10 protein-coding genes are annotated in these 14162 nt (G+C 70.5%); 2 read left to right on the top strand and 8 right to left on the bottom strand.

Going from position 1 to position 14162, the window contains the following annotated elements; all coding sequences use genetic code 11:
* Positions 1-127: 127 nt before the first annotated feature.
* The 4 genes from VFZ20_RS09800 to VFZ20_RS09785 form a co-directional block, all read right to left on the bottom strand.
* A complete protein-coding gene (locus VFZ20_RS09800; protein ID WP_329683685.1) occupies positions 128-517 on the bottom strand; it encodes a BlaI/MecI/CopY family transcriptional regulator in 390 nt (129 codons plus the stop codon).
* A gap of 335 nt (positions 518-852) precedes the next feature.
* Positions 853-1998, bottom strand: a complete 1146-nt coding sequence (locus VFZ20_RS09795; RefSeq protein ID WP_329683684.1) for a hypothetical protein — start codon at positions 1996-1998, stop codon at positions 853-855.
* A 90-nt stretch (positions 1999-2088) separates the two neighbouring features.
* Positions 2089-4323 carry a M56 family metallopeptidase gene (locus VFZ20_RS09790; protein WP_329683683.1) on the bottom strand — a complete coding sequence of 745 codons (2235 nt, stop codon included), beginning with the start codon at positions 4321-4323 and terminating at the stop codon, positions 2089-2091.
* Positions 4320-4706 carry a BlaI/MecI/CopY family transcriptional regulator gene (locus tag VFZ20_RS09785; protein WP_329683682.1) on the bottom strand — a complete coding sequence of 129 codons (387 nt, stop codon included), beginning with the start codon at positions 4704-4706 and terminating at the stop codon, positions 4320-4322. The genes VFZ20_RS09790 and VFZ20_RS09785 overlap by 4 nt, the downstream gene beginning before the upstream one ends.
* Positions 4707-4865: 159 nt before the next feature.
* Here VFZ20_RS09785 and VFZ20_RS09780 point away from each other — a divergent pair, with 159 nt between their 5' ends.
* Positions 4866-5714 carry a ParA family protein gene (locus VFZ20_RS09780; RefSeq protein WP_329683681.1) on the top strand — a complete coding sequence of 283 codons (849 nt, stop codon included), beginning with the start codon at positions 4866-4868 and terminating at the stop codon, positions 5712-5714.
* Complete coding sequence (locus VFZ20_RS09775; RefSeq protein ID WP_329683680.1) at positions 5711-6115, top strand: hypothetical protein; 405 nt, start codon at positions 5711-5713, stop codon at positions 6113-6115. The genes VFZ20_RS09780 and VFZ20_RS09775 overlap by 4 nt, the downstream gene beginning before the upstream one ends.
* Before the next feature lie 11 nt (positions 6116-6126).
* Here VFZ20_RS09775 and VFZ20_RS09770 read toward each other — a convergent pair whose 3' ends face one another.
* The 4 genes from VFZ20_RS09770 to VFZ20_RS09755 form a co-directional block, all read right to left on the bottom strand.
* Positions 6127-6603: a type II toxin-antitoxin system VapC family toxin gene (locus tag VFZ20_RS09770; protein WP_329683679.1), complete on the bottom strand. Its 477-nt coding sequence runs from the start codon at positions 6601-6603 to the stop codon at positions 6127-6129.
* A 2-nt stretch (positions 6604-6605) separates the two neighbouring features.
* A complete protein-coding gene (locus tag VFZ20_RS09765; protein ID WP_329683678.1) occupies positions 6606-7022 on the bottom strand; it encodes a hypothetical protein in 417 nt (138 codons plus the stop codon).
* 326 nt (positions 7023-7348) lie between these two features.
* A complete protein-coding gene (rpoC, locus tag VFZ20_RS09760; RefSeq protein WP_329683677.1) occupies positions 7349-11566 on the bottom strand; it encodes a DNA-directed RNA polymerase subunit beta' in 4218 nt (1405 codons plus the stop codon).
* 154 nt (positions 11567-11720) lie between these two features.
* Positions 11721-14162 (bottom strand): DNA-directed RNA polymerase subunit beta (locus tag VFZ20_RS09755; RefSeq protein ID WP_349264080.1); only part of this gene is annotated, 2442 nt, incomplete at its 5' end.

Raw genomic sequence — 14162 nt, 5'->3', positions numbered from 1 at the left:
ATGTGCCTGGACGCCGCCGGCGCGCGCCGCATGCGCCGCGTGGCCGCCAGCGCGGCCAGCAGCACGAGGATGCCCTTGAGCGCGGCGTCCGCGGCCAAGCCCAGCCACGGCGCCTGCAGCAGGGCGCTCACCGCTCGCCCTCCTGCCGGCGCGCCTGCTCGATCAGGGAGGCCAGCCGGTCCAGCTCCTCGCCGGACGGCCTGGACTCTTCCAGCAGCGCGTTCACCACCTGCTCGGGGCTGCCGTTGAAGAACGTGCGGACGAGGTGCTTGAGCGCCGTCGTGCGCGCCTGCTTGCGGGGCGTGGTAGGCAGGTAGACGTAGCGCTTGCCGTCCATCTCGTGCGCCAGCAGGCCCTTTTCCTCCAGCAGGCGCAGGGCGGCGCGCACGGCGCTGTACGTGGGCGGATCGGGAAGGTCGTCCAGCACCTCGGCCGCCGTGGCCTTGTTGCGGCGGTAGACGATGTCCATGATCTGCCGCTCGCGGCGGCTGAGCTCGTTGCTGGCCTGCGGATCCATGGGAGGTGCCGGAGAAGGACGTCGGCGCGGAGAGATGCTGAAGTTTCAGCACATCCGCGTCCGATGTCAAGGTTCATCGCGCGCCGGCATCGGCAACGATGGGCCGGAGCCGATCGGCAGCCTTTCAGATCCAGCCGTCACGGCCGTCCCCCAGCCGGAGCGAATGAATTCGCCGCTGGAAGTTCGCGAAGTCCGCCTGCGCGGACTGCCCCAGCACGAGCCCCATCCTGTGCACCGGAGCGGAGTTCCAGCCGTTGAAGCCTCACGCAGTTTGTGAGGCTTTCCGCTGTTGTTGCGGCGACTTCAGTCGCTCCGTCGCGGTTCCCGCCCGCCCCTCAGCGGCGGCCGCCGGCCAGGCGGCGCAGGGCAAGCCCGCGTTCCGTGTCGGAGTCCATCGCCTCCACCACCTGCCGGTACGCGGCCGTCACGCGCTGGCTGCGCAGCATGGACGACGGCACCTGCATCAGGACGAGCCGCTTCTCCATGTCGCTGTCCATCGCGCCGGCGCTGCGCAGCGCGGCCACCACCGTGGCCTCCGAAGGCTCATCATCCAGCACGGAGGAAAGCACCAGCCGGCGCTCCACGTCGCTGCCGATGCCGTTCACGGCGCCAAAGAACGCCTCGCGCCCCTCGCCCTCCGCCAGCCGCTGGTCCGCGACGGCGTTCAGCACCAGCCGCGTCTCCGTGTCGCTCTCCATCCCGCCCACGGCGCGAAAGAACGCCGCGCGCGACGCCGCGTCCTCCAGGCGGCGGCGCTGCGCCACGTGGTTGAGCACCAGGCGCGTCTCGGTGTCGCTCTCCATCCCCACGGCCGCGTCCAGCAGCGCCGCCAGCCGGCCCACGCCGTCCGCGTGGTCCACGGCCTCGTTCAGCACCAGGCGCGTCTCGGTGTCGCTGCCCATCCGCCGGCCCACGTCCGCCATCACCCGCGCGAACTCGGCGTTGCTGACGGGCGCGCCGCGCAGCAGGGCCAGGTAGTAGGCGCGCCGTCCCGTATCGGACTCGATGCGGCCGATCTCGCTGAGCACGGCGCTCACGCCGCCGCGCTCGCGCAGCGTGGCCACGCGGCCCTCCGCGCCCAGCCCGCCGTTGCGCACGGCGTCGGCGATCATCCCACGGGCCCAGGCGCGGCCTGCGGCGTCCAGCGGCCGCTCGTCGTCCCGCACCCAGTAGCGCGTGCGCACGCCGCCGTCACCCGGGCGAAACTCAATGCGCCGGTCCTGCCCCCGCCCGCGCTCCGACACGGTCAGCGAGGCGCCGGGCGCCACGGAGGTCACCCAGTCGCCCTCCTCGTTGAAGCGCACGTCACCCGTGGCGCGCAGCTCCGAGCGGTATCCGTCGTGGTCGTTGATGGAGACCCACGTCTCGCCGTGGGATTCGCGGTGCTCGCTCCGCCCGGTGCGCTGGGCACAGGCGGGCAGGGCCAGCAGCAGCGCGGCCAGCGGAACCACGCGGCGGATGCGGTGAATGGTCGGGTTCATCGGCTCTCGTCCGTTTCCAAGGGTTGAAAAATCAGCACATCGGGTCCGGAAAACGCCGGGCGCGGTGCACACCCGGCGGTCCGGTGCAAATCAGCTCGACGACGACTGGCGGATGACGGATTCCATCCACGCGCGGGCGGACGCGTCGAACGCGCGGCGCTCGCGGTCCACCGTGTACGTCCACACGGGGTTCCCCGCCCCATCGCACGACGCCTCCACGCGGCGCGTGCGCCCGTTGGCCTGCTCCTCGATGAGCAGCGATCCGCCCCGGCGAAATCCCCGCACGTTCCACCGCTCGCCCTGGATGATGGCGTCCTTCACCAGCACGCGCACCACGTGGCGGCGGCCGTTCTGCGTGAGGTCCACCTCGTGGCTGCTGTTCCACAGCGACTCGCCCCCGCGCGGCTCGCGGTCCGCGCCGGCGGACGAGGACGCAGACGTCGGCCGCCCCGGGCCGGACGCGGCCGCGACGGGACGCGGGGACGCCGCCGCGGCAGGCTCCAGGAGGGCGTTGAGCGCCAGCGCGCGCTCCGTCTCGCTGCTGATGGACCGCGCGGCGGCCAGGTACGCGTCGCGCGCGGCGCCGTCCACCCGCTGCCGGCTGGCGATGGCGCTCAGCACCAATCGGCGCTCCAGGTCGCTGTCGATGTCGGGGACCACGCGCAGCAGCGCGGCCAGCGAGCGCGTGTCCAGCCGGCGGCGCTCCACCAGCGACGTGATGACGATGCGCTGCTCCAGCCCGCTGTCGAACCCGCGCAGCGACTCCAGCATCACGCCGGGGACGCTGGTCGCCGGAAAGGCGCGGTGCCCCATGGCCGTCGTCAGCACCAGGCGGCGCTCCAGGTCCGAGTCCATCGTCCGCGTGGCGGCGACGATGTCCACCACGTTGGCCGGGCTCAGGTCCGGCTGCTCCAGCAGGCGCGCGAGCACCAGCCGCCGCTCCGTGGCGGACTTGATGTCCAGCGACGAGCGGATGATCTCCGCGTACAGCCCGGGATCGCCACCCTCCACCGCGCCCGTCAGCAGCAGCCGCGCGTCCCGGTCCGCCCCGTCGCCCATCACGGACCGCCGCGTGCGCAGCGAGGCCGCCAGGGAGTCGCGCCGGACCGCGAGCGCGCGCGCGTCCTCCACCCGCGCCGCCGCGTCGGCCTCCGCGCTCTGGTGCACGGTCGTCTGCGCCACGCTCTCCGTCGTCGTCACCGCACTGACGACGGACACACCGGCGGACGGGGCGGATGCGGGTTCCACCGTCGCCGCCACGGCCGGGCGCAGCGCCGCGAGGGGAACCAGGCACGCCAGCGCGGCGGCCACGGTCGCGAGCCCCGCGGCCCGGCTTACGCCGTTGCGACGCACGGCGTTGTCCAGGATGGCCAGCAGGCGCCCCTCGAACTGGCTGCGGCGCGCCATGGCCAGCGCGGCCGTCGCCGTCCCGTTGGACGAGCCCAGCGAGCGCACGATGTTCAGCAGGTGGTCCGCGTACTCCGCCGGCCGCGTGCCGATCTCCAGCACCGCGTCGTCGCAGGCGTGCTCGCGCTCCTCGCGCAGCCTGCGCGCGGCCACCCACACGAGCGGGTTGAACCACCAGACGGCCACCGCCACGTGCGCGATCCACTGCGTGAGCGCGTCCCAGCGGCGCACGTGGGCCAGCTCGTGCGCCAGCACCACGCGCCGGCGCTCGTCCTGCCACGCGTCCGCCTCGCCCGGCAGCAGGATGACGGGACGAAAGATGCCCCACGTCATCGGCACCGTGGCGCCCGGCTCACGCAGCAGCCGCACGATGCGTCCCAGCCCCAGGCGGCGCGCCAGCCCGTCCGTCAGCCGCACCCAGCCGTCGTCCGTCAGCTCCACGGCGCGCCGCTCGATCCACCACACGCGCAGCAGCCCGTACGCCAGCCGCAGGGCCAGCAGCGCCGCGCCCGCCGTCCACGCGATGAGCGCGAGCGCCGTCCAGTCCACGGGCGCGCGCACCGGCGTCCGCGCGACGTCGTTCGGCACGGACGGAAGCGCCGCCTGCGGAGCGGACTCGGTCGATGCGGATCCCGGAGACGCGGACACTTCGTCGCCCGGAGCGGCGGCCGGCACCGCGACCGGCGCGGCGAAGACGACGGGCGCCGCCGGCAGCACACGCCACTCCGGCACGAAGCCCCGCGCCAGGGGGAGCAGCAGCAGCGCAGTCAGCGCCGCGAGCCACACCAAGTGCCGCGCGGAGGCGGAGCGCCGGCGCATGAGCGCCGTGGCGGCCAGCGCCGCCAGGAGGATGAAGGTGCCGCGAACGGCCGCGTCCAGCACGGCCGCGAACAGGGCGGAGTCCGTGAGCCCGCTCATCGTCCCTCCTCCTTTCGCGCCTGCTCGATCAACCGGGCCAGGCGGTCCAGCTCGTCGTTGGACGGCCGCGACTCCTCGATCAGCGCGTTCACCACCTGCTCGGGCGACCCGTTGAAGAAGGTGCGGACGAGGTGGCGCAGCGCCGTCGTGCGGGCCTGCCCGCGCGGCGTCGTGGGCAGGTAGACGTAGCGCTTGCCGTCCATCTCGTGCGCCAGCGCGCCCTTTTCCTCCAGGAGACGAAGCGCCGCGCGCACGGCGGAGTACGTGGGCGGATCGGGAAGGTCGTCCAGCACCTCGGCGGCCGTCGCCCGGCCGCGCCGGTAGACGATGTCCATGATCTGCCGCTCGCGGCGGCTCATCCCGGTGGGGGTCTGCGGGTCCATGGGCTGGGCTCGGGGGGAAGACGATACGGCAGGCCGGTTACACATGCTGAATATTCAGCAGATGATCCCCGGTGTCAAGCATCGTGTTCCGGGCACGCCATTCGCGCCTCGCGTGCCGCTCACCAGGCGACGGTCCTTCCCGGCGGGCGCGGAGCGGCGATGGCGGCGGTGATCTCGGTGATCAACCTCAAGGGCGGCGTGGGAAAGACCACGACCACGGTGGCCGTGGCGCAGGTGCTGGCCGGCACGTACGGCCGGCGCGTGCTGGTGGTGGACCTGGATCCGCAGACCAACGCCACCGTCATGCTCATCGGCGAGCGCGGATGGCAGGAGGTCAACGCCCGGGAGCGCACGGTGGCGCACCTGTTCCGCCGCGCCCTTCGTGGAACCCCGCCGGGCGACGTGGCGGAGTCCATCCTCCCCGACGTGGGCAGCGTGGGCGAGGTGCGCGGGCTGGCGCTGCTCCCCTCCAGCCTGGAGCTCATCGAGGTGCAGGAGCAGCTCTCGTCCATGCCGCGGCGCGCGTCGTTCTCCGTCAGCCCGGCGGAGGTGCTGCGCCACGCGCTGGCGCCCGTGCTGGACGCGTTCGACTACGTGCTCATCGACTGCCCGCCCAGCCTGGGCCTGGTCACGTTCAACGGGCTGCGCATCTCGCACGGGTTCATCATGCCCACCATCCCCGACGTGCTCTCCACCTACGGCATCCCGCAGATCATGCGGCGCGTGCGGCTGTTCGCGGACGCGTTCGAGATGCACGTGGAGCCGCTGGGGATCGTCGTCAACAAGTTCCGGCAGCAGTCCACGGTGCACGCGGCGCAGCTGCACGCGCTGGCCGCCCGCGCGCCGGCGCCGCTCTTTCGCACGGTCATCCCCGAGAACAACGACGTGGCGGGCGCGGCCGAGTTCCGGCCCGTGAGCACGCTGCGGCAAAAGTGGGGATACCGCACCTACGAAGCGTACCGCGACCTCACGGCCGAGATCGTGGAGAAAGTGGAGCACGGCCGATGAACGTGACCCAGCAGCTGCGGCGCCTGTTCGACGCCGTCCTCGCCGAGGCGGAGCGCAGCCCCGCCTTTGCCCGCCGCCTGGAGGACGCGCTGTCCGCCATCCCCCCGGCCCCGCCATCGGCCCCGGCGAAGATGCCCGCCACGCCCGCGACGGCGAAGCGGCGCGGCGGGCGCCGGCCGGCCGCGGTGCTGGACCCGTTCGTCGTCTTCCAGGCGGGCGAAGGCATGCTCCGCGCGCGGTTGAGCGAGCTTACGCTGGACCAGCTCAAGGACGTGGTCGCCGAGCACGGGATGGATCCGTCCAAGCTGGCGATGAAGTGGAAGAAGCCGGAGCGGCTGGTGGACCTGATCGTCACCACCGTCCGCGAGCGCCTGGAGAAGGGGGACGCCTTCCGCGCCTGACGCGCGGCGAGCTACCAGCTCCGCCCCGGCAGCGCCGCCAGCGGCTCCCGGCTCGGGTCAAACGTCCGCAGCCCGCACTCGCTCGACAGGGCCGCGAGGTCCCGATCCGACGTGACCATCGTGACCTCGCGTGCGGTGCGGCTGGCCTGCAGGCGCAGCGCGGTAGCGAGGTGAAGAAGGTCCATGCTGCGCGCCCTTGCATAGCGGTGCCTGGACGTAAGGGAGATCGCGTCCCAGACGGTATCCGTATCCACCTCCACGACGCTGAACCTGGAGTGATAGTCGCTCCAGAACCGGCGCACCGCGTCCACGTACTCGCCGCGGGGCGTACCCCGGTGCGCGTTGCGGATGGACGTGAGCACCTCGAGCGCGACGAACTCGCTCAGGAACAGCTCTCCGCCACCCCGCTGAAGCAGCCCGCGGACGTTCGCGTCGCCGGCCTCGTCCACGTACGCCTTGGTCAGCGCACTGGCATCGAGAAAGAGCACGATTACCAGCCCCGGCTTACGCGGTACTTGATGCGCTCCCAAAGACTGGGACGCCGGAAGGGCTCGCGGACGGGGAAGTTCCACTTCCTTGCCGGACGCACCCCGATCGCACGGAGTTCGGCTTCCCAGGCGAGCCGCTCGGGATCGTCCGGGGGAACGCGCTCGGGCAGGCCGTCGTCCTCGTCGTCCCGGGGACGCATGATCATCCGCATCTCCTCATCCGTCAGCGGCTCGGGATCGGGGCCATACCACGCGCGCCGCAGGCCGTCCACGATCTTCTCGCGTGGCGTACGGCGGGCCAGGATCTCACGCGCGTGCACCTCCCGCTCTTCGAGAGACATCAGCCCCATGAGCCTCGACGGGAGCAGTTCGCGCTCCTCCGCCGGACTCAGCAGCAAATCCGGGTCGGTGTCGTTCATGATCCCCATCATCACTCTCCTTCACCGGGTCCATTCTCATTGCGACGTCTCAATGTAATCGAGAGAAAAGGACAGTCTAGACACCATTCGGAGCGCATTCTTTGGGCCCGGGGCGGCACGGATGAGAATCCGCGCGGTGGCGGAATCCGGCTGACACGGGGCTGGACGTCCGCCCCGCGACGGGAGCCGGCGCACGGCCGGGAATGCAGTACTCTGCGCCCTCTGCGGCTCTGCGTGAGAAAGCAGTTGAAATTCCCCCGACGAGAAACGGCCCCGGGCATCGCTGCCCGGGGCCGTTCCTTTTCCGTCCGCCGAAAGAGACCGGCTTACGCCGTGAGGGTCGCCGCCTCGCTGGCGCCCACCACCTCGGACGCGTCCGCGCCCTCGGACGTCTCCTCCGTCTCGGGCCCGAACGCCACCTCGTTGTACCGGTAGATGCCGGTGCCCGCGGGGATCAGGTGACCGATGATGATGTTCTCCTTCAGCCCCTGCAGGTCGTCGCGCGCGCCGCGGATGGCGGCGTCGGTCAGCACCCGCGTGGTCTCCTGGAAGGAGGCCGCGGAGATGAAGGACTGCGTGGTCAGCGACGCCTTGGTGATGCCCAGCAGCAGGGGCTCCGAGGTCGCCGGCGTGCCGCCGCCCGACATGGTGCGCGTGTTGGTGTCCAGGAACTCCGTCCGGTCCACCGTCTCGCCCTCCAGGAACTCGGTGGTGCCGGGCTCCAGGACGCGCACCTTCTGCAGCATCTGGCGCACGATCACGCCGATGTGCTTGTCGTTGATCTTCACGCCCTGCAGGCGGTAGACCTCCTGCACCTCGTTGAGCAGGTACTCCTGCACGGCCTGCGGGCCCTTGATCCGCAGGATGTCGTGCGGGTTCACCGGCCCCTCGCTCAGGCGGTCGCCGGCGCGCACGTAGTCGCCCTCGTGCACGCGCAGGTGCTTGCCCACGGGCACCTCGTACACCCGCTCGTTGCCCGTCTCCGGGATCACGATCACCTCGCGCTTGCCGCGCTTGATGTCGCCGAAGCGCACGGTGCCGTCCACCTCGGTGATGACCGAGGGATCCTTGGGCTTGCGCGCCTCGAACAGCTCCGCGATGCGCGGCAGACCGCCCGTGATGTCGCGGGTCTTGTACGCCTCGCGGGCCAGCTTGGCCAGCGCCGCGCCGGGCTGGATGGCCTCGCCGTCGCGCACCGTGAGCTGCGCGCCCACGGGCACGATGAACTCGCGGACCTTGACCCCGTTGGCGTCGATGATCTCGATCATGGGGTGCAGCTTCTTGCTGCGGTCCTCGATGATCACCATCTGCCGGCGGCCCGTGCTCTCGTCCAGCTCCTCGCGCACCGTCTCGTCCTCGACGATGTCGATGAACCGCACCGTGCCGCCGAAGTCGGCCACGATGGGCTCCGAGTACGGGTCCCACGAGAACAGCGTGTCGCCCACGGCGATCTTCTGCGCGTCCTCCACCGAGATGGTGGCGCCGTACGGCACCGCCAGGCGGCTGCGGATGGCGCCCTCGGCCGTCCGCATGATGATCTCGCCTTCGCGGCTGGTGACGATGCGCGTGCCCTCGGGCGTCGTCACCGTGGTGATGCGCTCGAACTGGGCCACGCCCTCCACCTTGCTCTTGCGCCCCGTCGTCGCCGCGATGCGCGCCGCAGTGCCGCCGATGTGGAAGGTGCGCAGCGTGAGCTGCGTGCCCGGCTCGCCGATGCTCTGCGCGGCCAGGATGCCCACCGCCTCGCCCGGGTCCACGATGCCCATCGTGGCCAGGTTGCGGCCGTAGCACTTCACGCACAGGCCGCGGCGGCTCTCGCAGGTGAGCACGCTGCGGATCTTGACCGACTGGATCCCCGCGTCCTCGATGGCGTCGGCCAGCTCCTCGTCGATGAGCTCGCCGGCGGCCACGAGCAGCTCGCCGTCCATGGGATCGTAGACGTCGTCCGACGCCACCGAGCCCACGATGCGGTCCTTGAGCGGCTCCACCACGTCCTCGCCCTCCTTGAGGGCGCTGACCTCGAGGCCCAGCACCGTGCCGCAGTCGTCCTCGCTGATGGTGACGTCCTGCGCCACGTCCACCAGGCGGCGGGTGAGGTAGCCGGCGTCGGCCGTCTTGAGCGCCGTGTCGGCCAGGCCCTTTCGCGCGCCGTGCGTGGAGATGAAGTACTCCAGCACCGTCAGGCCCTCGCGGAAGTTCGACTTGATCGGCGACTCGATGATCTCGCCGATGCCGCCGGTGAGCTTCTTCTGGGGCTTGGCCATCAGGCCGCGCATCCCCGCCAGCTGCCGCATCTGGTCACGGCTGCCGCGGGCGCCCGAGTTCATCATCATGTACACGGGGTTGAAGCCCCCGCGGTCCGCCGCAAGGCGGTTCACCATGGCGTCCGCCACGTCGTTGTTGGCGTGCGTCCAGGTGTCGATGACCTTGTTGTAGCGCTCGCCGTTGGAGATGACGCCGTTGTTGTACGCGCGGGTAAAGCGCGCCACGTCGTCGTCGGCCTCGCGCAGGATCTCTTCCTTTTCGCCGGGGATCTTCATGTCCTCGATCCCCACCGACACGCCCGCCATGGTGGCGTAGCGGAAGCCGAACGCCTTGAGGCTGTCCAGGAACACCACCGTCGTCGCCAGCCCCACCGTGCGGTAGGCGCCGAAGATGATGTCGCCCTGCTCCTTCTTGCCCATCGTCTTGTTCCAGTACCCCATCTCGGGGGGCACCACGGAATTGAAGATGATGCGGCCCGGCGTGGTGGGCACCCACACCTTCTCCTCGCCCTCCTCGCGCTCGTCGACGGGGCGCGGGTCGGTCAGGAAGTACACCGTGCTGTGGTAGCCCACGTGGCGGTGCGCCAGCGCCATCTCCACCTCGGCCACGTTGCCGAAGCGCGCCAGCACCTTGCTCAGGTCGCGCTCGGCGGGCGCCTTGGCCATCTCCGCCTGGTCGGCCGCCACGTCGTCGCGGAAGCTGGCCTTGTCCTTGGTGAGCCAGTAGCACCCGATGACGATGTCCTGCGACGGCGCCGCCACCGGCCGGCCGTTGCTGGGCAGCAGGATGTTGTTGGACGACAGCATGAGCACGCGGGCCTCCAGCTGGGCCTCGAAGCTCAGCGGCACGTGCACGGCCATCTGGTCGCCGTCGAAGTCGGCGTTGAACGCCGCGCAGACGAGCGGGTGAATGCGGGTGGCCTTGCCCTCCACCAGCACCGGCTCGAACGCCTGGATGCCCAGGCGGTGCAGCGTGGGCGCGCGGTTCAGCAGCACGGGGTGGTCGCGGATGATGTCCTCGAGCACCTCGTACACGCGCGGGTCGTCACGCTCCACGATCTTCTTGGCGCGCTTGACCGTCTCGGCCTCGCCGCGCTTTTCCAGCTCGTGGATGATGAACGGCTTGAACAGCTCCACGGCCATGGCCTTGGGCAGGCCGCACTGGTGCAGGCGCAGCTCGGGGCCCACCACGATCACGGAGCGGCCCGAGTAGTCCACGCGCTTGCCCAGCAGGTTCTGCCGGAAGCGGCCCTGCTTGCCCTTGAGCATGTCGCTCAGGGACTTGAGGGGGCGCTTGCCGCGGCCACGGATGGCCTTGCTGCGGCGGCCGTTGTCGAACAGCGCGTCCACGGCCTCCTGGAGCATGCGCTTCTCGTTGCGCAGGATCACCTCCGGCGCGCGCATCTCCATCAGCTTCTTCAACCGGTTGTTGCGGTTGATGACGCGGCGGTACAGGTCGTTCAGGTCCGACGTGGCGAAGCGGCCGCCGTCCAGCGGCACCAGCGGGCGCAGGTCCGGCGGGATGACCGGGACCACGTCCAGGATCATCCACTGCGGCTTGTTGCGCTCCGACGGCGTGGCGCCCGAGCCGCGGATGGCGTCGATGACCTTGAGCCGCTTGAGCACCATCTTCTTGCGGTGCTGGCTGGTCTCGTTGGCCACCTGGGCCCGCAGCGACTCGGCCAGCGAGTCCACGTCGATCTGGCCCAGCAGGTTGCGGATGGCCGGCGCGCCGATGTCGGCCGCGAAGTCGTTGTCGTTCTCCTCGCGCGCCTTGTCACGGAGCGCGATGAACTCGTCCTCGTCCAGCACCTGGCTGTGCTTTACGTCCTGGGCGCCGGGCGCGGTGACCACGTACGCGGCGTAGTAGATCACCTTTTCCAGGTCGCGCAGCGTCATCCCCAGCAGGTAGCCCATCTGCGAGGGAAGCGTCTTGAACATCCAGATGTGCGCCACGGGCACGGCCAGCTCGATGTGGCCCATGCGCTCGCGCCGGACCTTGCTGAGCGTGACCTCCACGCCGCACTTGTCGCACACGTGGCCGCGGTAGCGAATGCGCTTGAACTTGCCGCAGTGGCACTCCCAGTCCTTCACGGGACCGAAGATGCGCTCGCAGAACAGGCCGTCGCGCTCGGGCTTGAACGAGCGGTAGTTGATGGTCTCCGGCTTGGTGACCTCGCCGAAGCTCCAGCCCCGGATCTCCTCCGGAGAGGCGATCTTGACCTGGATGTAGTTGAAGTCCTGAGACCGGGTCTCTCGGACGCGGGGGAAGTCGATCATCGGGATCCCCTATCTATCGTGGTGTCCCCGGGCATCTGCTCGGGCGGCGTCGAATCCGTTTCTCAAAGCAGGGAATAGGTGACAGGGAATAGGGAATAGCCAGCAAGACCCGACGGGCAACGCCCGCTATTCCCTATTCCCTGTTCCCTATTCCCTAGCTCCCAAGCGTCACGCTGATGCCCAGCGCCTGAAGCTCCTTCACCAGCACGTTGAACGACTCCGGCAGGCCGGGCTCGGGGAGGTTCTCGCCCTTCACGATGGCCTCGTACACCCGGCTGCGGCCGTTCACGTCGTCGGACTTGACGGTCAGGATCTCCTGCAGCGTGTGCGCCGCGCCGTATGCCTCCAGCGCCCACACCTCCATCTCGCCGAAGCGCTGGCCGCCGAACTGCGCCTTGCCCGCCAGCGGCTGCTGCGTCACCAGCGAGTACGGCCCGATGCTGCGCGCGTGGATCTTGTCGTCCACCAGGTGGCTGAGCTTGAGCATGTAGATCGTGCCCACCGTCACCGGCGACTCGAACTGCGCGCCGCTCCGGCCGTCGCGCAGGCGCACCTTGCCGCCGGGGGTGAGCCCCGCCGCCGCCATGTGCTCCTCCAGCGCCGCCGTGAGCCCCTCGCCGCCGGACGACAGCGCCGCCGCGGCCGGGAAGGCCTCCTCCACCGTCGTCTCCCGGCCCTCGGCCACCTCGCGGGCGGCCGACACCAGGTAGTCGCGCAGGTCGCGCAGCTTGCCGTTGAGCAGCTCCGGCGTCTCGGCCGCGCCCAGCATCCAGTCGATGGCCCGCCCGATCCCCATCTCGGGGCGCGAGCCCTCGCCGGCCGTCAGGTCGTGCGCCTGCACCGTCTCGGCGATCATCCGCGCGTCGTTCACGTCGAACGTGGGCGGAAGGGCGCCCTGCACCCCCAGCGCCTGCCGGGCCCAGGTAGCCCCCGCCAGGCGGATGAGCGTGCCGATCTCGTCCTCCGAGGCACCCTGGAACACGGGCGTCTTGGCCTCGAAGCCCAGCACGCGCGCCGCCCACCCCAGGTGGGTCTCCAGGATCTGCCCCACGTTCATGCGGCTGGGCACGCCCAGCGGGTTCAGGCACACGTCCACGGGCGTGCCGTCCGGGAGGAACGGCATGTCCTCCTCGGGCACGATGCGGGCGATGATGCCCTTGTTGCCGTGGCGGCCGGCCATCTTGTCGCCCACGGAGATCTTGCGCTTCTCGGCCAGGTACACCTTCACCAGCTGCACGACGCCCGGGGGCAGCTCGTCCGGCTGGAAGATCTTGTCGATCTGGCTCTCCGTGCGCTGCCGCACCCGCTCGATGCGGCGCTTGCTCTCGTCGATCAGCCGGCGCAGCTGCTCGTTGACCCCGCGGTCGGTGACCTTGAGGGTCGTGAGGTCGATGTCGTTGAAGTCCAGCGAATCAACCACCTCGTCCGTCAGCTGCGTGCCCTCGTTGAAGAAGGGCTCCACCGTCCCCTTCTTCAGGAACAGGGCGACCTCACGGCCGCGGATGAGCTCGCGGATCTCCTCGTCGCGCGCCTCGCCGATGCGCCCGATCTCCGAGCGCTCGTAGGCCCGCAGCTCACCGATCTTCTGGCCCCGCTCCTTTTCCAGGATGGGGTCGTCGATGCGGCGGCTGAAGATCTTCACGTCGATCACCGTGCCCTCCACGCCGGGCGGCACCTTGAGCGACGAGTCCTTCACGTCCTTGGCCTTCTCGCCGAAGATGGCCGTGAGCAGCTTTTCCTCGGGGCTCAGCTCCGTCTCGCCCTTGGGCGTGATCTTGCCCACCAGGATGTCGCCCGCCTTGACCCGCGCGCCGATGCGCACCACGCCGCGCTCGTCGAGGTCCACCAGCGACTCCTCGGCGACGTTGGGGATCTCCCGCGTGATCTCCTCCATGCCGCGCTTGGTGTCGCGGACCTGGAGCTCCAGCTCCTGGATGTGGATGGACGTGTACACGTCGTCCTTCACCAGGCGCTCCGAGAGCACGATGGCGTCCTCGAAGTTGTGGCCGTACCAGGGCATGAACGCCACCAGCAGGTTGCGGCCCAGGGCCAGCTCGCCGCCCTCGGTGGAGGGGCCGTCCGCCAGGACGTCGCCCTTCTTCACGATCTGCCCCTTGCGGACCAGGGGGCGCTGGTTGAGCGCCGTGTCCTGGTTCGTCCGCCAGTACTTCTTCATCCGGTAGCGGTCGAACTGGGCCAGGCGGCGCAGCGGCTCGTCGGACGAGCCCACGCCCTCCATGCCCGCGTCCACGAGGATGTGGTCCGCCGTCACCTCCATGACCGTGCCGCCGCGCCGGGCCACCACCACCGCGCCCGAGTCCACGGCGATGACGCTCTCCAGCCCCGTGCCCACCAGGGGCGCGTCGGGGAAGAGGAGCGGCACCGCCTGGCGCTGCATGTTGCTCCCCATGAGGGCGCGGTTGGCGTCGTCGTGCTCCAGGAAGGGGATCAGGGCCGCCGCCACCGACACCAGCTGGTCGGGGGCCACGTCCATGTAGTCGATCTCCTCCGGGCGCAGCAGGGGGAAGTCACCCCGCTCGCGGCACAGCACGAACTCGTTGCTGAAGGTAAAGCCCTGCGTGAGCAGCGCGTTCGC

It is taken from the genome of Longimicrobium sp. (assembly GCF_036280135.1).
GTDB lineage: Bacteria > Gemmatimonadota > Gemmatimonadetes > Longimicrobiales > Longimicrobiaceae > Longimicrobium.
This window is presented reverse-complemented; position numbering and strand designations above follow the sequence as displayed.

Bases quoted from the DNA above. Each gene is read 5' to 3' on its own strand.
- VFZ20_RS09785 (WP_329683682.1), bottom strand. From the start codon at position 4,706: ATGGACCCGCAGACCCCCACCGGGATGAGCCGCCGCGAGCGGCAGATC.
- VFZ20_RS09765 (WP_329683678.1), bottom strand. From the start codon at position 7,022: ATGAACGACACCGACCCGGATTTGCTGCTGAGTCCGGCGGAGGAGCGC.
- VFZ20_RS09775 (WP_329683680.1), top strand. From the start codon at position 5,711: ATGAACGTGACCCAGCAGCTGCGGCGCCTGTTCGACGCCGTCCTCGCC.
- VFZ20_RS09795 (WP_329683684.1), bottom strand. From the start codon at position 1,998: ATGAACCCGACCATTCACCGCATCCGCCGCGTGGTTCCGCTGGCCGCG.
- VFZ20_RS09780 (WP_329683681.1), top strand. From the start codon at position 4,866: ATGGCGGCGGTGATCTCGGTGATCAACCTCAAGGGCGGCGTGGGAAAG.
- rpoC (WP_329683677.1), bottom strand. From the start codon at position 11,566: ATGATCGACTTCCCCCGCGTCCGAGAGACCCGGTCTCAGGACTTCAAC.
- VFZ20_RS09800 (WP_329683685.1), bottom strand. From the start codon at position 517: ATGGATCCGCAGGCCAGCAACGAGCTCAGCCGCCGCGAGCGGCAGATC.
- VFZ20_RS09790 (WP_329683683.1), bottom strand. From the start codon at position 4,323: ATGAGCGGGCTCACGGACTCCGCCCTGTTCGCGGCCGTGCTGGACGCG.